This window comes from Deltaproteobacteria bacterium, assembly GCA_016709225.1.
GTDB lineage: Bacteria > Myxococcota_A > Polyangia > Nannocystales > Nannocystaceae > Xiheibacterium > Xiheibacterium phototrophicum.
The window spans coordinates 1,873,022-1,889,483 of record JADJEE010000001.1; the positions used below are offsets into that span (position 1 = coordinate 1,873,022).

Here is a 16,462-nt window from a genome sequence, read left to right on the forward strand (position 1 = left end):
CGCGCACGCGCGGTCACGAGGAGCACCGCAGACGATGGCCGACTTCACCCTCACCTACTTCGACTTTCCTGGCTCGCGCGGCGAAGAGTGTCGCCTGGCGCTCGCGCTCGCCGGTGTCGCGTTCGATGACGATCGCGTGCCGGGTGCCACGTGGGCCGAACGCAAGCTCGAGATGCCGTTCGGCGCCATGCCGGTGCTGACCGAGGCCGGCAAGGGTCGGCTGTCGCAGACCAACGCGATCCTGGTCTATCTCGGCCGCCGCTTCGACCTCCACCCCAGCGACCCGTGGCTGGCCGCCAAGCACGAGGAGCTGATGTGCGCGTGCGAGGAGCTGCGCGGCGCGGTCGGACTCACGTTGCGCGTGACGGAGCCCGGCGAGCGTCAGGCCAAGCGCGAAGAGCTGGCACGCACGACGATCCCCACCTGGGGCGCCAACATGCGGCGGCTCTTCACGCCGGGGCCGTTCGTCGGTGGCAGCAAGCTGCACGTGGTCGACCTCAAGATCTTCATGCTGCTCAAGTGGTTCAAGAGCGGCGTGCTCGATCACATCCCGGCGACCGTGCTCGACGATGCACCGGAGCTGGTCGCCGTCCACGACGCGGTGCGCGATCATCCGCTGGTGGCGGCGCGCTACCGCTAGTCGCTCCCACGGGCGGCGCCGCTGCAGCTCGGCCGCCGGCCGCCGTCAGCGGCAGTGTTCGGCGAGCGCCCGCTGGGCTGCCGCGCAGAACTTCTTGTGGGCACGCTGGGCGTACTTGCCGTCGACCGACGCGCGCAGCTGCTCGCAGTCCTTCACGCCGAAGTCGGTGCTGAACAACGCGTCGCCCTTGGCGCGGCACCAGCCGCTGCGATCGCGCGAGGCCATGCAGCGCCCGACCACCACGGGGGCCTCGTTCTCGCACCACGTGCCGAGACCGGGGCAGCCCATCGCCCACTCGACTCCGAACGCCACGCAGGCCTCGGGGCCGAGCTCGGCGCTCGTCCATGGCACCACCGCATCGGCGAGGGTCTGCTCGCGGTAGTCACGGAAGCGGCGCTGCTGGCGGACCGTGGTGACGCCGAACACCGCGCTCAACGCCACCACCACGACTGCGAGGCCGAGCAGCAACCGTCGCGCGCTGCGACGCGGCGTGGGGGCCGGGAGGTCCATCGACGTCGGCGATACTATGCCTTCGCGCGGGCCAGCGCGACCCGTGCCCCGCGCCGGCTACAGCCCGCGGGTGATCCGCCAGGCACGACCGTCGCGCACCAGCTCGAACAGCGCGTGGTCCTGCTTGCGCGTGTGGTAGCCGTCGACCTTCACGGCGCCGGCCTCGTCGACCACGGGCTGCAGGCGAAAGCTCGCATCGATCCACACGCGCACGCTCGCGCGATCCTTGAGCACGTCGATCTCGAGGTAGTCGATGGTGAAGCGCACCGACTCGAGCTGGGCCATGCGCTCGCGCAGCAGCGGCCCCAGCTCGGTGTACTCGACGTCGTCGCCGGGATCGTCGGTGCCCGCGGTGTCGTAGTAGGTCGGGTGGGCCGTCGCCAGCACGCCGGCGGCGTCGCGCCGCACGAACGCGGTCCGGTAGCGCTCGAGCACCGCGAGGATGTCGCGGTTCTCGGAGGTGTCCGGGATCTCGGTGCCGGGGATCGTCGGCTCCTTCTTGCAGGCGACGACGGACGTAGCGAGCGCGGACAGGCAGAGGGCGAACGTGACGGGTCGCAGTCGCATGGTCCTGGCAATTCGGCGGGCGGGTCGGGGAGCTCGGGGCCAGTCCGCCACGCGGCCAAGCCATACCGTCTCCACGGCACCGTCTGCAAGCGTCGGACACCGCGAAGGCGGCCCCTAAATCCCGGCAATTCCGTGACCGGCACGCGCGCAGACGGCGGGGTGCGCGTGCCATTTTGGCAGTCACGCGCCGTGGCGACTGCCATGGCGTCCGCGCGGGGCGTCGCGTCGACCGGCGAGCCTCGCTATCATGTCGCGACATGACGGCGGACGCACGGCTGCATCCCCGCTACAGCCTCGACGCCCACGCCGACGTGATCGGCGAGGAGGTCGTGCTGTGTCGACCGCTGGTCGACATCAGCCTCGGGGGCTGTCGCTTCGCCGGGCCCGGCTGGGAAGATCCGGGGGCCGACGTCCAGCTGGTGCTCACGTTCCCGTCGCTGAAGGTCAACCTGCCGCTGTCGGGCATGGTCGTCCGCGCGACGGAGCGGGACATGGGTGTCCGCTTCCACAATCTCACGGACGAGCAGAAGTGGGCGCTGCGCAAGCACATCCGCGATCTGCAGACGCAGGCCACCGGCGAATGACCACTCCACTGTCGCCCGATCAATCCCGACGCGTCGAACAGTTCGCACCCCGCGTGCCCAACATGGCGCGACGCGTGGCCGCGAGCGCCTCGCATGCCTCGGTCGACGAGCTCGCGAGTGCCGGCTACGAGGGCCTGGTGCGCGCGGCGCAGCGCTACGATCCGGGCACCGGGGTGCCGTTCGCCGCATTCGCGTTCCATCGCGTGCGCGGTGCGATGCTCGACGCGGCCCGGGCCGCAGCCCCAGCCGCCCGTCGACGCTCGCGCGCGATGAAGGCGCTGCAGGCCACGCAGGCGTTGCTCGAAGAGGCCGAGTCGCGACAACCCTCGCCCAACACCGGCGATCCCCGGACGCTGCGCGAGCGCGTCGAGGCGGCCTCGGCCCTGGTCGCGCAGGCCACCACCGCGGTGCTGATGTCGCGGCTGCCTCCGGTCGATCCGGAGCTGGTCGGCGACGGCGCGGAGGCGGTCGACGCCGCGGTCGATCGCCAGCTCCGCTTCGAGCGCCTGCGCCAGGTCGTCGCTGGCCGCAACGACGCCGATCGTGCGCTCATCGAGGCGCTCTACGATCGCGGCTTGACGATGCAGGAGTACGCGGCCGAGCTCGGCACCAGCACGAGCACGGTGTCACGGCACCACACGCGCCTGGTTGCGCAGCTGTTCGAGTCGCTGCGCGACGACCCCCTGCTCGCGCCCGAGATCGTGCCCGCGACGGCGACTGCCCAGCGCGCGCCGCTGCAGGCCGAGGCGACGGTGCCCCGCGGCCGTGGCCCCCCGGGCAATCGGTCGGATACTTGACCGACGCGTGGTCTCGCACGGCAAGCTAGCCCGGCCGTGCTGCCAGGGTCCCCGTGGGCGCCTCGAGGGTGCCTGTCGTTTGCGCTGCCGCTGCTGGTGCTCGCGGCCTGCGGTTCGCGTGTGCCCGAGGAGCCGCGCGCCAAGGCGGTGGTGGATTCGCCCGGCGCTGCGGCGCCCGACAAGGCGCGACTGTTCGGCGATCCTACGCTGGTGCCCACCCGCGAGGGCGAGCGCGCCCGACTCGAGCTCGCCGCCGCCGGTGAGATCGCGGCGGCGATCGTCGCGACCGATCGCCTGCGTGGGATCCACGTCGACGTCGAGCTCGAGGCCGACGGCGCCCACGTCGTCGTCGCCGGTCGGCGTGCCCAGCCCGGCGACGCGACCGAGCCGGCGATCGCCGCGATCGCCGAGGCCGTGCTGGCTGCCCACGCACCGGTGCATCTGACGTTCGCGATCGCCGAGCCGTCGTCCGCACCGGCGTCGGACGCCGAGGACACGGCGCCTCCGCGGGCGCGCACCGCCGCGCTCGCGATCGCGGCGATGGGCCTGGGCGCGAGCCTCGCGGTGTTCCTCGATCGACTGTGGTGGCGACGCCGTCGCACCACGCGACGCGGACGCGCGCGCACGTAGCCGGTCGGCACCGCCGCGCTACGCTGCGACCCGCGGCTGCAGCCCGCGCACGACCTGCTCGGCGTAGCCGTGGTACTCGCCCAGCGCCGGCCCGAGGCCGTGCTCGAGCGCGAGCGTGAGCGCGGCGAGGTCGGCCCGGTCGAGCGCCAGCTGCACGCGATCGAGACATCCCAACACGCGGCGTCCGTAGTCCCCGAGCACGGCGCCGAGCGACGGTGCAGTGCCACCCAGCAGCTCCGACGACACCACCACGAAGGTGAGGAAGCGACCCAGCCGCGCGGCGGTCGAGTCGAACGCCGCGAGTGCGTCACCCACAGCACCGGCCCGCATCGCGAGGGCGATCTGCGAGCAGTCGGCGCTGAGGCTGGCTGCGAAAGCCCCCGCGGAGCTGGCGGTCCGCTGGGCGAGCTCGAGTGCGCCGTCGTGCATGCGCTTCCCATCGCCCCGCGCGGTCCGGAGCTTGAGCAGCCCGTCCGCGCCGGGGACGAACCCATCTGCGCCGGGGATGTGCGAAGCTCGCGGTCACCGTGGCACCCGCAACGCTCCGTCTGTCGCTCGGCCTCGTGCTCACCCTCGTCGGCGCCACCGCCCACGCCGACGAGAAGAACCCCGCGGTCGAAGCCTGCGCCAACAAGGCCGAGGGCGCGCCGTGCAGCGTCCAACAGGTGCACCAAGGCGGCGACGGCCACGCCCAGCTCGACACCGTCCCGGGCACGTGCCAGCCCGACGAGTGCTGTGCGCTCGACTACTCGAAGGGCTCGCCACCGCAGACCACCTGCGGGCCGTGCTTGGCCTGCAAGGCGGGCGGGCCGCCCCCGACCAAGGCCGATCCGAGCGGCGACGGCGGAGCCGCCGAGCCGCCGCGCACCTCCGATGCGGACGGCACACCGCCGGCGCAGGGCCCGAACAAGCGCGGCTGCGCCATCGATCCCGCGGGCGCCGACGGACCGTGGGCGACGGCACTTTGCATGCTCGTGGTCGCCGCAGTCACGACGCGAAAGCGCCCGCGAATCGCTTGACCCGCGGGCGCCACCCGAGCGAAGCACGGCCGCGAGCGGCCGCGCGAGACTAGCCGCAGCTCGCCTTGCCCTTGCCCTTCGTGAGGTCGTCGATCTGCGCGGTCGCAGCGTCGACCCAGTCCTGCGTCGCCGACGGATAGCCCGCGTGCGCGACGAGGTCGTAGCACTGGATCGCGAGGTCGCACTGGCCGCGCCCGGTGTACGCCAGGCCCGAGTAGAACAGCGCGTAGGCCACGAAGTCGTCCTCGGGGTAGTTGACGACGACGTCGTACCACTCGGTCAGCGCCTCGAAGTTCTGGCTCTCCATGTAGTAGCCGTAGCCGAGCCAGAAGCGCACCTCCGGCGTGCGGTCGTGCCCGGGGAACTTGGTGAGGAACGACGAGAACAGCGCACGACTGTCGACGTAGCTGCCGGCATCGAACGCCGCGTAGGCCTCATCGAACAGCGCATCGGCGGACTTGCCCTTGCCGGGATCCACCGCGGTTCCGTGATCGATGTTGGTCGGATCGAAGGTGAAGACGAAGGTCTCCGGCTCGGTGGCCTTGTACGGGCCCTTGGGCGTGAGGTCGAGACTCTTGCCGAGGTAGGTGGTCCAGCTGCGCTTGCCGTCGGCGCTCTCGGCCCACAGGCGCACCTCGCTGGCGAGTACCGAGCCCGCGCCGTCACCGAGCAGCGCCTCGGCGCCGTCGGCCACCGAGAACGCCAGCGCGTCGGCGCCGGTGCCTGGCTTCGCGGGGGTCCAGGTCTTCTTCGACTTGTACTGCAGGTGGACCGAGATCTTCTCGCCGGTCTTGTTGCGGACACTGATGCCGCGGACGTTGAAGTTCTGCACCTTCGGCTCGGGCTTGTCGGGCTCGACCACCGCCCACGCCGCCGAGCGCCCGATCGAGTTGGAGCCGTACTTCACCCAGATGTAGCCATCCTCGCCCCACCACGTGTCCCACGAGTTGCGCACCAGCCACGCGCCGCGCTTGTCGTCCCAGCCAGCGATCACCACCGCGTGGTTCGGTTGGCCGGCCGCGCCCTCGTCGAACACACCGCCGGTGTACGCCATGAACGCCTCGGTGACGTAGACCGACGACGACACCGGGCCGTACTTGCACAGCGCCGCCTTGATCTCGTCGACCTCGGGCTGCAGCACGTTCTCGTTGACGAAGCCCCAGTTCGCGATCTTGTGGGTGGGCGCCAGCTTCGCGTTGCACTGGCCGTCGCGGTTGAGGTACGGCACCTCGGACTCGAGCGCCGCACCCTTGTCCTTCAGCCAGTCGTAGACCAGCGGAGTGTAGCCGCCGGCGCAGCTGCCGATGTCGCCGATGTCCTTGTTGCTCGCGCAGTCGACGATGTACTGCTCGGAGAAGTCGAGCTTGCCGTCGAAGCCATTGGCGATCGAGCTGGCGCCTTCGAAGACCGCCATCGTGGAGAACGCCCAGCAGCTGCCGCACGAGCCCTGCGAGCGCGGCGGCGCGAGGTACTCCTTCCAGCTCCACGCGGTCGAGGTCGGTGAGCACACCGCGTCGCCGACGGTGGGATCGACCGGTCGCTCCACGCGATCGGAGCTGTCGCCACCCTGCGCCGGCTGGACGATGGGACCACCGCCGGCGCCCTCGCGGTGGAGCGGCGTGATCGCCTTGGGCTTGCGCAGCGACATCTGCATGATGTTGGGCATCGCTCGCACGCCCCGCTTGGCCATCAGCGCCCGTGCGAGCGCGTTCTGACGGCGCATCAACGCCAGCTGCTCCGACGCACCCGGCTCCTTGAGGCCGGTGAGCTGCGACAGCGGCATGTCGAGCACCTTGGTGTAGCCGACCTTGAACGAGCGGTGCTTGCCCTTGATGAGCTTGCGCAGCGCCGCGAGCTTGTTGCGGACCGCGGTGGGCGCGGTCTTCTCGCGCTTCTCGAGCTCCGCGCGGTTCTTGATGGTGGTGAACGCCGACTTCGGCAGCTTGATCGGCGCTCGCTTCACCGGCGGACGCCCGCGCACGACCTTGGCCGCGGCACGCGGCGCGGGGTGGGCCCCCGGACGCGGCGGTGGCCCGAGCTTGCCGATGCGCGCCGCGATCGGCACGAACCCCGGCTTGGCCTTCGGGCCCGGCTTGCCCGACCCGGCGGCCTTGGCCGGCACACCGTGGGTGGTGACGCCGGCGCGCGGCGCGGGCGCGGCGACGGTGGTCGCGTCGAGCTCGCGATCGACGGCGAGCTCGCTCGCGCCATCGATGCCGTCGACATCCGCGTCGACATGACCCTCTTCATCGAGGGTCGAGAGCTGCAAGCCGAGCAACAACAGCGAGTGGATCAACATCGCGGGGGTCTCCAAGGGGCGGCGTCTTCGAGCACGGCACGCGTGCCCGACGTTGCGATCGGAATCGCATCCGACCGTACAACGTCGACGACAGCGGCGGAAGGTCATTTCATTCGCGGGTCCGTCGCGTGGCGCGATGGACCTATGCTCGCGTCATCGCGTACGGCCACCACCGACGCGCGCGGGGCCGCGATGCGACCGCGATCACAAGCGCGGGTGAACGGCCGCGTCAGTGCGTCCGCGGCCGGGCCGGCCGCTGCAGCTCGGGCAACGCAACGCTGCGCGCGGTCGCGCCCTTGGGTTCCCACACCGACTCGACGTACGCGAGGTTGCGGGCCCCTCGGGGATGCCGGGGGAGCCACCCGTGCGCGCCGACCATCGCGAGCCCGAGCACGATCCCGGCGAGCATCGACGACCACGTGCGAATCCCCGGCTCTATCACCCGCGCGAACACGAGCGCGAAGGTGACCACGGACAGCGCCAACAGGCCGATCAGGGGATCGTGCGTGCTGGCGCGACCGAACGCGAGCCACGGGCGTAGGCCGCCCTCGAGCAGCGGCAGCAGCAGCTCGGGCACCGGCGCGTCGACGTTGTCGACGTCGATGTGGGGCCACAGGTTCGCGGCCAGACCATCGACGACGATGCCGTACGTCACCAACGCGACCGCGATGGTGATCCACGGCGGACTGCGACGTAGCTGCGCGTAGCACTCGGCCCATCCGAGCACGAACGATGGCAACGCGAGCGCGAAGTACCGCGGCCCCACCCGCCAGCCGCCATCGAACGCGAGGCTGGCGTTCATCCACACGAACACGACGATGATGCCGATGTGCAGCTGCGCCTCGAAGCGCCGCGCGGGATCGCGGCCGGCCATGAGCAACCCCCAGCCGCCCAGCACGACCGCCGGCGCCCACCACAGCAGGCCGGCATCGACCGCAAAGAACTGCGCGTGCGTGGAGGTCCAGCTCGGCGCGGTGAGCCCCATGAGCCCCTGCCCGTGCGCGGCGGCGAAGTCGGCCACCGTCGCGTGCAGGTAGCCGGTCGACCACGGCGAGCCGAACACCCGCTGGTGGTACGTCGCCAGCATCGCCACCGGCACGACTGCACCGCCGAGCGCGGCGGCGGCCTCGAGCAGCCGCGTCCGCCGTTGCCACGGCTCGGCGCGCACGATCGCCAGCAGCAGCACCGCGCCGATCGGGATGCCGGCGAACGCAGCCATGTACTCGACGCCGATCGACGCGCCCGCGAGCGCACCGCCGAGCAGCAGCCATGGCCAGCGCCGCGGGTCCTCGCGCTCGCGCGCCCACGCGATCGCGAGGATGCCGGCGTGCAGGGCACAGGCCGCGAGCGCGTGCCCGTACAGCAGGTGCCCGTAGGCGATCGCGGGGTCGCGAGCGCCCATGTCAGCACCGCGGCCATCGCCGGGCCGAAGCCGAACACCGGCGCGTGCCGACGCCACAGAAGCCACGCCAGCGCCAGCGTCGGCAGCACGCCGGCGAACACCCGTGCCCAGAACGTCAGCGTGCGCAGGTCGAGCGCGTCTCCGTGCAGGGCCCGTGCGACGCGATATCCCGCCGCCGCCACGATCGTGGTGCCCGGCGGCTTGTTGGGGTACAGCCGCCCGTCGACGCCGCTGCGCGCGGTGTCGGGGCCAGCGTCGAGCCCCCGCGCTGCGACGCCGTCGATGGCCCACTCGTCGGCGTCGACCCACGCCATCGCCTGCATGAGCCGCGGGCGCTCGTTGGCGTTGCGAGTGCGCTCGAAGTACGGGAACTCCAGCGCCAACGCGAGCAGCAGCACGACCCACACACCGCCGGTCGCGGGCCACTGCAGCCACGACCGTGCGGGACGACTCACGACTCGCTGCCGGAGGGCAGGCTCTGCTGGGCCTTCATGCGCGCCTTGAGGGCCGCGAGCTCGTCGTCGACCTTGCTCTCGCCCGCGAGCTCGCTCAGCTTGGCGTCGATCTCGGCCTCCTTCACCTCGCTCGAGAGCTCGGCCTGGGCCTCGTTCAAGGTCTCGAGCGACGCGATGCGCTGCTCGATCTCGTCGAGCCGCGACAGCGTGCCGCCGTCGCCGATCGTGCCCGGCATCACGCCACGCTTGGCCGCACGTGCCTGCGCCATCAAGGAGCCGCGGCGCAGGTTCAAGGTCTTCAGCTTCTGCTTCGAGGTCGCGATGTGCCGCTGCATGGTCTCCACCAGCGTCGTCTGCTCGGCCAGCGCGGCGCGGGTGTCGGCGAGCTGCGCCGAGATGTCGGTCTTGCGGTGCAGCGCCTGACGTGCGAGGGACTCGTCGCCCAGACGCAGCGCGGTCTCGGCCCGCTTCTCCCACTCGCCCTCGTCCTTCGCGAGCTGCTCGACCTTGCGCTCCATCATCTTGCGGTCGACCACCGCTTGGTGGAGATCCTTCTCGGCGGTCTGGATCTGCGTCGCCAGGTCGTCGAGCATCAGCGCGACCTCCTGGCCGGGATCCGATACCGCATCGACGGCGCTCGTGAGCGTGCTGGAGATCGAGTTCTTGAGGCGGCTGAGCAGCCCCGGCTTGTTGTCGCTCATCGGCGGACGTCCTTCTCGCGGCAGGCGGGCGACGCGAGAGCGCTCGTGCGCGTCCTCGGCGTGTGCCAAGCGTACCAACTCGGGCGCGCGGCGCCAGCACCCGCGGCGGCCCCCACGATCCGCCGTGCGAGGCGGCAGCTCGGGCCGCGCCGGTGGTAGGCTCCGCCGGCGAAGCGACGCGCATGGGAATCACGGGATCGACCGCCGGGTTGGCCGGCCTGCGCGGACACGCGAACGCACGCGTGCAGCTCGAGCGTGCGCTGGCCCGCGGCACGCTGCACCACGCGATGCTGTTCGTCGGTCCGCGCGGCGTCGGCAAGGCCACGGCCGCGCGGGCGCTCGCGCAGGCGCTGCACTGCAGCGAGCAACCCGGCCGCGGCTGCGGCACCTGCAGCCCGTGTCGCCGCGTCGCCGCCGGCCTCCACGCTGGTGTCGAGTGGATCGAACCCGAGAGCCCCGGCGGCAAGATCAAGGTCGAGGCCGCACGCGAGCTGGCCAATCGCCTGCAGCAGGCGCCGTTCGAGGGGACCCACCACGTGGTCGTCATCGATCCCGCCGAGGCGCTCACGGATCAGGCCACCAACGCGCTGCTCAAGACCCTCGAGGAGCCCCGTGCGGGCGTGCACTTCGTGCTGGTGGCGCAGGCGCTCGATGGCATCTTGCCGACGATCCTCTCGCGCGCGGCGATCGTCCGCTTCGGTCGCCTCGGTGACGACGAGGTCGCGGCGATCCTCGCCGACGCGCTCGCCCGCGATGCCAGCGGCGCCGAGGTGCCCGAGGCACGCCGCGTGCTGGCGGTGCGACTGGCCGATGGCAGCGCCGGCGTGGCCATCGAGCTCGCGCTCGATGCCTCGCTCGACACCACCCACGCGCTGCTGCGCGAGGCATCGCGTGCGGCCCACGAGGGCCCGGCGGCGATCTTCGGTGGCGACGCGACGCCGCTGGGTCGCGCGTGGTCCGAGGCCACCGCTGGCCCCACCACCGGCAAGCCCGCGCGCGAGCGCCAGGCGGTCGGCCGCGTCGCGGAGCTGTGGCTGCTCGACCTGCGCGAGCGCATCCGCGGCCACGCGGGCGTGCCGGGGGTCGCGGCCGCCGGCCGCGATCGCCACGGGCTGGCCCGCGCTGCGGATGCCCTGTTGCAGCTGCAGACGCGACTCGATCGCAACGCCAACGCCAAGCTGTCGTTCGAGCAGACCCTGCTCGAGCTCGGGGCCGCCGCGGGGCCGCCATGATCGGCCCCGAGATGACGCTGGCAGCCGCGCTGCGCGACGCCGCCCACCAAGACGGCGCGGTGCGGATCGCGGGGCTGCGCAACCTCGCGCCGGCGCTGCTGCTCGCGCTCGACCGCCCCGGCCCCGCGTGCGTCGACGACCGCGAGCACCCCGATGCCGCGGCCACGCGCGCACTGCTGCGGCGCGGCCTCGACGACGCGCTGCCCGATGCCCGCGGCTACGCAGCGATCGGCCTCGCGACCCTCGGCGCGACCGAGATCATCGAGGCCGTGACGCCGTGGCTGCAAGACGATCGCGAGCGCGACCACGCCGACGCGGTGTGGCTGCGCGAGGCCGGCGTGATCGCGCTGTCGTACGTCGGCGTCGCGATCGGCGAGCGCGACGCGGCCGCGCGCGAGCGCGTGCTGCTGCTGCTGCGCACCGCCTCGACCAGCTCGCGGCCCGAGCTGCGCGATCAAGCCGCGGTCGCGCGGGTCGAGCTCGACGACCCCGAGATCGAGACCGCACTGCGCGACGCACTCGCGCGCGCCCACGGCGACGAGCGCGAACCGATCGCCTACGCGCTGTCGCTCGCGCCCGCGCTCGGCCCGGCGACCCTCGACGCGCTCGCCGATGCGCTCGCGCAGGGCTCGGCCACCGACGCCGCGGCGCTCGAGCTGGCGTTGGTGCTGGCCGCCCATGCCCGCCCCGAGGCCACGCCGACCCTGGTCGCCGCGCTGACGCGCCGCTTCGATCGCGATCGTGCCCTCGAGGCGCTCGCCGCCGCGGGCGTGCCCGATCTCGCCGCGGCGCAGGCGACCGCGCGGCTGCTGCGGCCGTGGGTGCCGCCGGTCACGCGGGTGCGCGCCGCGTACGCGCTGTGCCGGATCGCCCCCGACGGATCCTCTCTGCGGGTCCGCGGGCAGCGCGGCCTCGCGTGGCTCGCGTGGCACCCGCGGGGCCTCGTGCGCGCCGCGGTGGCCGATGCCCATGCCGCGCTGGCAGCCCTGAAACGCCCCTAGAATGCCGGAACGGGCGCAGTGCGCCGAGCGCAGGCCGGGCCGGTGCATCGCCCTGCCGCCCGAGTCCCAGCGGGGCGATGCCGGGCCTTGACGCGCCGGGGTCCTTCCCCGATAGTCGGCCGCCCCAAACAGGGGATCGGAACGTCATGAATCTCCAGCCTGGCATGCTCGCGAAGAAACTCGGGATGACGCAGATCTTCCTCGAAGACGGCACCCGCGTTCCGGTCACCGTGCTCTCGGTGCGCGGCAACACCGTGCTCGCCCATCGAACGATCGAACGCGACGGCTACACCGCGCTGCAGGTCGCCTTCGATGAGCAGAAGCCGCACCGTCTCACCAAGGCCGACCTCGGCCGCTTCAAGCAGGCGAACGTCTCGCCCAAGAAGTTCGTGCGAGAGTTCCGCGTCGCCGCGGACGTGCTCGCGAAGTACCCCGTCGGCAGCGACATCCCAGCGGCGGTCTTCGCCGAGGGGCAGTTCGTCGACGTCTCCGGTACCACCAAGGGCAAGGGCTTCCAGGGCGGCATGCGCCGCCACAAGATCGGTGGCAAGCCCAACACCCACGGTACCCACGAGTACTTCCGTCACGGCGGCTCCATCGGCTGCCGCCTCACGCCCGGCCGCGTGCACCCCGGCAAGCGGATGCCCGGTCACCTCGGCGCCGACAACCAGACCATCCAGAACCTGCGCATCGCCAAGGTCCTCGCGGATGAGGGTGTGCTGCTGGTGCGGGGTGCGGTGCCCGGTGCGGCGAACGAGTACGTGACCGTGCACGTGGCCCGCAAGGTCGCGGCCCGCACGGCTGCCGGCAAGGCCTGAGGGGCCGCGCGGCGACTTCGTCCGCGCACCGACGTCGGTCGGGTGCGCGGCCTTGGAGCGATGAACCATGGCCCGACGCGGCAAGCTCGACGACCGCGACGCTCGCCACGACGGCGCCTACCGGCGCGCGAAGGCCTCGGGCTTCGCCGCGCGTGCGGTGTTCAAGCTCGAGGAGATCGACAAGCGCTTTCGCCTGCTGGCGCAGGGGCGTCGCGTGCTCGACCTCGGCTGCTGGCCGGGCTCGTGGATGCAGTACGCCGGCGAGCGGGTCGGCGGTGACGGTCTGGTGGTCGGCTACGATCTGCGGCCCTGCACCATCGCGCTGCCGTCGTGGGTCCATCCCCGCCAGGGCGATGTGACCACGCTCGACACCGCCGCGCTGGTCGAGGAGTTCGGGCGCTTCGACGTCGTCATCAGCGACATGGCGCCCCACACCACCGGCGACCGCACCAGCGATCAGTTCCACAGCGAAGAGCTGTGCCGGGTCGCGCTGCAGATCGCGACCCAGGTGCTGCGCGCCGGCGGGCACTTCGCGGCCAAGGTGTTCCAGGGCGGCGGCTTCCCGGCGCTGCTCAAGGAGACACGCGAGGCGTTCGCCGAGTCGAAGTCGGTGCATGCCCAGGCCACGCGCGCCGGTAGCCGCGAGCAGTACATCGTGGGACGCGGCCTGCGTCGCATCGCGATCGGCAGCGCGGCGAGCCCCTGACGGTGGGTCGGCCGGACCGGCCGACCCCGGTGCGGCCAGCTCTCCACGTCGCCAGCGGCTGCACGGCCTCGCCAACCGGGGGCGGCTCGGCGTCGGCAGTGGGTCGCTCAGCGCGGCGACGGCCGGGGCGCGCGCGTGGGCGGCTCGACCTGGGCGGCTCGCCACGCGACGATGCGTGTACGCAACGCCTCGGCCCGCTCCTCACCCTGCGGCAGGCGATCGAGCGCATCACGGCTCAGCTGGTCGGCACGCGCGCGCGACTCGGCGGCGTCGCCGAGCAACCGCGCGAGCTCGAAGGTGGCGCGCGCGCGCAGCAGGCCGGGCACGGTCGCGTCGTCGCAGCACGCCAGCGACTGCTCGAGGGCGTCGACCGCCGGCGCGATCGCACCGCGGCGCTCGTGCACCTGCGCGGTGACCCACAGCGCACGGGCACGTGCGACCAAGCCGACGGTGTCGGGACCGGCCTCGCGCTGCAGCAGCGACTGCGCCCGCGCGAGCGCCTCGTCGTTGCGATCGAAGTGCAGCAACGCCTCGGCGGTGACGACGTCGAGCGCCGCGGCGTGGCGGGCATCCGGGGTCCGAGCCCCGAGCGCATCCTGGGCCGCGCGGGCGTGCTCGAGCGCCCCGGCGGCGTCGTTGCGGAGCAACGCAGCCTCGGACTGCGCGATGCCGACGTCGAGCAGCGCCGGGGAGACCTCGCCGTGGACCCGCGCGATGGTGTCGGCACGCGCGAGCATGCGGGCCGCGTCGTCGTGCCGGCCGAGCTGTGCCAGCGCGAGGCCGGCGTCGAGCAGTGGCGCGACCAGCTCGGGCGCGTCGCGACCGTGGGCCAGCTCGGCCGAGCTCACGGCGCGCTCGAGATCGTCGAGCGCGGCCGCGATGTCGCCCTGCTCCATCGCGACCGCACCGAGTCGCGCGAGCACCATCGCCGTGCGGGGATGATCGAAGCCGAAGGCGTACTCGTCGATCTCGAGCGCGCGGTGCAGCAGCGCCTGCGCGGCCGCCAGCTCCCCGGCGCCGGCCAGCACCTCGGCGAGCTCGACCGCCGCATCGGCCACCCGCGCGTCCTCGGTACCGTGGGTGCGCTCGAGCACCGCGAGCACGCGCTCGAGCTGTGCGCGGGCCCCGAGCACGTCACCGGCCGCCCGCAGCATCTGTGCGCGACGCTGCGCGAGCTCGATCTCCAGCTCGTCGTCGCCGCCCGTGCGCGACAGCAGCGACTGCGCGAGCTCGGCCCAACCCTCGGCCTCGCTGCGGCGCAGGGGGTCGCCCGCCAGCAGGCTCACCAGGGCGACTGCGGCGCGCCCGGCCACGCGATCGGAGCGCCCGCGCACCGCGGTGGTGACCGCCTCGCGCAGGTGTTGCTCGGCCGCCGCGGTCTCACTGCGCGCGGCCTCGCACTGCGCGAGCTGCTCGAGCGCCTCGGCGTGCAGGGGGTCGTAGCCGAGCTCGTCGGCGCGCGCGACCAGGTCCCGCGCCGGTCCGATCGCGACCTCGTAGAGGCCCGCGCGCTGCAGCGCCGAAACCCGCGCGAGCTCGGGTCGGAGGTCCTCCAGCTCGACCGCGACGGTGGGATCGTCGGGCGGCGGCACCGGATCGAGCAGCGCCTCGAGCTGCGCACACGCCCGCAGCCGCGGCAGGTTCTGCACCGCCGCCAGCGAGCGCTCGACGACCGCGACGTCGGCCTGCTCGAACACGGTGAGCAACGCATCGAACTCGTCGAGCCGACGCGCGAGACACAACATGCGCGCATCGAGCAGCGCCTCGGACTGCTCGCCCCGCACGTGGGTGGCCTCGCACGCGTCGACATAGGCCGCGCTCCACTGATCGGCGTAGCGACGCAGCTCCGCCAGCAGCACCGGCCACTGCTCGCGGGCGTAGCTGAGGCCGGAGGCGGCGAAGCGCTGCTCGACGGTCTGTTCGCGCTCGCCGTTCCACACCGCGGTCACGTGCTCGCGCGCGCTGGCACAGGGCGCCGGCTCGCGGTCGAGCACGAAGCCGGCATAGACCCCGGTGATCGCCGCTGCACCGACGCCGGCTGCGATGCCCCACCACCGCGGTCGCCACGCGCGATCGCGGGTGAGCTCGTGCAGCAGTGCACCCATGTCGGCGAAGCGCTGTGCCGGCTCGACCGACAGCGCGCGGGTCAACGCCCGTGGCAGCCACCCTGGCACCGAGGGCTGCGCGGGCGGCTCGCGGAGGTTGCCGGCGGTGACGTGGTACGCCAGCGAGGCGACGTCGTCGCCGGGGAACGGTCGCTGGCGATAGATGGCCTCCCACAGCACCACCGCGAACGCGAACTGATCCGCGCGCGCGTCGGCGCCCTGGCCGAGGTGCTGCTCCGGGGCCATGTACGCCGGCGTGCCCATGATGGCCCCGGCTGCCGTCACCGTCGCGGCCAGGGCTGCGCGGCCGGTACCGGCGGGCGAGGCCACCGCGAGCCGCTCCGAGCCGGAGTCGTCGACGTTGGCCGCGCGTGCGAGGCCGAAGTCGGTCACCAGCAGGCGACCGTCGTGGGCGATCATCACGTTGTGGGGCTTGAAGTCGCGGTGTACGAGCCCCGCGGCGTGGGCCGCCGCGAGGCCGTGGCCGGCCTGCACGAGCACGTGCAGCGCCGCGCGCCAGTCGGGCCGCTCGGCCATCCACGCGCCCAGGCTGCGGCCCTCGATGAACTCCATCGCGACGAACACCTGGTCGTCGAAGGTGCCGACGTCGTGCACGACGATGACGTTGCGATGGGACAGCCGCGCCATCGCCTGGGCCTCGCGGACCAGCCGCACGCGGCGCGCCTCGGCGCGCTCGCCGATGCCGTGGTGCAGGAGCTTGAGCGCGAGTCGGCGATCGAGCTCGGGATCGTAGGCCGCATAGACCACGCCCATGCCGCCCTCGCCCACGCGATCGAGCACGACGTAGCGACCGATCGCCTGGCCCCGCTCGAAGCTGCGACCGCGTTCGATAGCACCGCGCGCGGTGTCACTCGACACCAGCGTCACGTCGACGGCATCGTCGTCGGCCACGTCGATCCCATCCTAACAGCCCGCGCGCATCACCACCGCCTTTGAGGCTTTCGTCGGCGGCGCAGATGTGCGATGGCACGTCGC

The 16,462-nt window shown here is 72.8% G+C and carries 16 protein-coding genes; 9 read left to right on the forward strand and 7 right to left on the reverse strand.

Features of this window, described 5'->3' with window-relative positions; genetic code table 11:
• Nucleotides 1–34 precede the first annotated feature (34 nt).
• Nucleotides 35–640 carry a glutathione S-transferase family protein gene (locus tag IPH07_07685; protein ID MBK6917264.1) on the forward strand — a complete coding sequence of 202 codons (606 nt, stop codon included), beginning with the start codon at nt 35–37 and terminating at the stop codon, nt 638–640.
• A 45-nt stretch (nt 641–685) separates the two neighbouring features.
• On the opposite strand, the gene IPH07_07690 is transcribed toward IPH07_07685, so the two are convergent.
• Together IPH07_07690 and IPH07_07695 are read right to left on the reverse strand one after the other, a co-directional pair.
• Nucleotides 686–1,150: a hypothetical protein gene (locus IPH07_07690; GenBank protein ID MBK6917265.1), complete on the reverse strand. Its 465-nt coding sequence runs from the start codon at nt 1,148–1,150 to the stop codon at nt 686–688.
• 57 nt (nt 1,151–1,207) lie between these two features.
• Entirely contained in the window at nt 1,208–1,717 is a 510-nt protein-coding gene (locus IPH07_07695) for a hypothetical protein (GenBank protein MBK6917266.1), read from the reverse strand.
• Nucleotides 1,718–1,974: 257 nt separating this feature from the next.
• Between IPH07_07695 and IPH07_07700 the strand changes: the two genes are divergently transcribed.
• From IPH07_07700 to IPH07_07710, 3 genes are all read left to right on the forward strand, one after another.
• Nucleotides 1,975–2,301 carry a PilZ domain-containing protein gene (locus tag IPH07_07700; GenBank protein MBK6917267.1) on the forward strand — a complete coding sequence of 109 codons (327 nt, stop codon included), beginning with the start codon at nt 1,975–1,977 and terminating at the stop codon, nt 2,299–2,301.
• 62 nt (nt 2,302–2,363) lie between these two features.
• Nucleotides 2,364–3,098: a sigma-70 family RNA polymerase sigma factor gene (locus tag IPH07_07705; GenBank protein MBK6917268.1), complete on the forward strand. Its 735-nt coding sequence runs from the start codon at nt 2,364–2,366 to the stop codon at nt 3,096–3,098.
• 36 nt (nt 3,099–3,134) lie between these two features.
• Nucleotides 3,135–3,728 (forward strand): hypothetical protein, encoded by a 594-nt coding sequence (locus IPH07_07710; protein MBK6917269.1) that lies wholly within the window; start codon nt 3,135–3,137, stop codon nt 3,726–3,728.
• 18 nt (nt 3,729–3,746) lie between these two features.
• Here the strand turns inward: IPH07_07710 and IPH07_07715 are convergent, their stop codons facing one another.
• Nucleotides 3,747–4,157 (reverse strand): hypothetical protein, encoded by a 411-nt coding sequence (locus tag IPH07_07715; GenBank protein MBK6917270.1) that lies wholly within the window; start codon nt 4,155–4,157, stop codon nt 3,747–3,749.
• Between the two features lie 98 nt (nt 4,158–4,255).
• Here IPH07_07715 and IPH07_07720 point away from each other — a divergent pair, with 98 nt between their 5' ends.
• A complete protein-coding gene (locus IPH07_07720; protein ID MBK6917271.1) occupies nt 4,256–4,747 on the forward strand; it encodes a hypothetical protein in 492 nt (163 codons plus the stop codon).
• Nucleotides 4,748–4,796: 49 nt separating this feature from the next.
• Here the strand turns inward: IPH07_07720 and bamD are convergent, their stop codons facing one another.
• From bamD to IPH07_07735, 3 genes are all read right to left on the reverse strand, one after another.
• Nucleotides 4,797–7,061: an outer membrane protein assembly factor BamD gene (bamD, locus tag IPH07_07725; GenBank protein ID MBK6917272.1), complete on the reverse strand. Its 2,265-nt coding sequence runs from the start codon at nt 7,059–7,061 to the stop codon at nt 4,797–4,799.
• A 214-nt stretch (nt 7,062–7,275) separates the two neighbouring features.
• Complete coding sequence (locus tag IPH07_07730; protein MBK6917273.1) at nt 7,276–8,448, reverse strand: hypothetical protein; 1,173 nt, start codon at nt 8,446–8,448, stop codon at nt 7,276–7,278.
• Nucleotides 8,449–8,899: 451 nt separating this feature from the next.
• A complete protein-coding gene (locus IPH07_07735; protein MBK6917274.1) occupies nt 8,900–9,604 on the reverse strand; it encodes a PspA/IM30 family protein in 705 nt (234 codons plus the stop codon).
• Between the two features lie 182 nt (nt 9,605–9,786).
• On the opposite strand from IPH07_07735, the gene IPH07_07740 reads away from it, so the two are divergent.
• From IPH07_07740 to IPH07_07755, 4 genes are all read left to right on the forward strand, one after another.
• On the forward strand, nt 9,787–10,836 hold the full coding sequence (locus IPH07_07740) for an AAA family ATPase (GenBank protein ID MBK6917275.1): 1,050 nt from the start codon (nt 9,787–9,789) through the stop codon (nt 10,834–10,836).
• A gap of 11 nt (nt 10,837–10,847) precedes the next feature.
• A complete protein-coding gene (locus tag IPH07_07745) occupies nt 10,848–11,837 on the forward strand; it encodes a hypothetical protein (GenBank protein MBK6917276.1) in 990 nt (329 codons plus the stop codon).
• A 146-nt stretch (nt 11,838–11,983) separates the two neighbouring features.
• Nucleotides 11,984–12,655, forward strand: coding sequence for a 50S ribosomal protein L3 (rplC, locus tag IPH07_07750; protein MBK6917277.1), 672 nt, complete (start codon nt 11,984–11,986; stop codon nt 12,653–12,655).
• Between the two features lie 67 nt (nt 12,656–12,722).
• A complete protein-coding gene (locus IPH07_07755; GenBank protein ID MBK6917278.1) occupies nt 12,723–13,361 on the forward strand; it encodes an RlmE family RNA methyltransferase in 639 nt (212 codons plus the stop codon).
• A gap of 107 nt (nt 13,362–13,468) precedes the next feature.
• Here IPH07_07755 and IPH07_07760 read toward each other — a convergent pair whose 3' ends face one another.
• Nucleotides 13,469–16,378 carry a serine/threonine protein kinase gene (locus IPH07_07760; GenBank protein ID MBK6917279.1) on the reverse strand — a complete coding sequence of 970 codons (2,910 nt, stop codon included), beginning with the start codon at nt 16,376–16,378 and terminating at the stop codon, nt 13,469–13,471.
• Nucleotides 16,379–16,462 lie beyond the last annotated feature (84 nt).

Bases quoted from the DNA above. Each gene is read 5' to 3' on its own strand.
- IPH07_07685 (MBK6917264.1), top strand. From the start codon at position 35: ATGGCCGACTTCACCCTCACCTACTTCGACTTTCCTGGCTCGCGCGGC.
- IPH07_07690 (MBK6917265.1), bottom strand. From the start codon at position 1,150: ATGGACCTCCCGGCCCCCACGCCGCGTCGCAGCGCGCGACGGTTGCTG.
- IPH07_07695 (MBK6917266.1), bottom strand. From the start codon at position 1,717: ATGCGACTGCGACCCGTCACGTTCGCCCTCTGCCTGTCCGCGCTCGCT.
- IPH07_07700 (MBK6917267.1), top strand. From the start codon at position 1,975: ATGACGGCGGACGCACGGCTGCATCCCCGCTACAGCCTCGACGCCCAC.
- IPH07_07705 (MBK6917268.1), top strand. From the start codon at position 2,364: ATGGCGCGACGCGTGGCCGCGAGCGCCTCGCATGCCTCGGTCGACGAG.
- IPH07_07715 (MBK6917270.1), bottom strand. From the start codon at position 4,157: ATGCACGACGGCGCACTCGAGCTCGCCCAGCGGACCGCCAGCTCCGCG.
- IPH07_07730 (MBK6917273.1), bottom strand. From the start codon at position 8,448: ATGGGCGCTCGCGACCCCGCGATCGCCTACGGGCACCTGCTGTACGGG.
- IPH07_07735 (MBK6917274.1), bottom strand. From the start codon at position 9,604: ATGAGCGACAACAAGCCGGGGCTGCTCAGCCGCCTCAAGAACTCGATC.
- IPH07_07740 (MBK6917275.1), top strand. From the start codon at position 9,787: ATGGGAATCACGGGATCGACCGCCGGGTTGGCCGGCCTGCGCGGACAC.
- IPH07_07745 (MBK6917276.1), top strand. From the start codon at position 10,848: ATGACGCTGGCAGCCGCGCTGCGCGACGCCGCCCACCAAGACGGCGCG.
- rplC (MBK6917277.1), top strand. From the start codon at position 11,984: ATGAATCTCCAGCCTGGCATGCTCGCGAAGAAACTCGGGATGACGCAG.
- IPH07_07755 (MBK6917278.1), top strand. From the start codon at position 12,723: ATGGCCCGACGCGGCAAGCTCGACGACCGCGACGCTCGCCACGACGGC.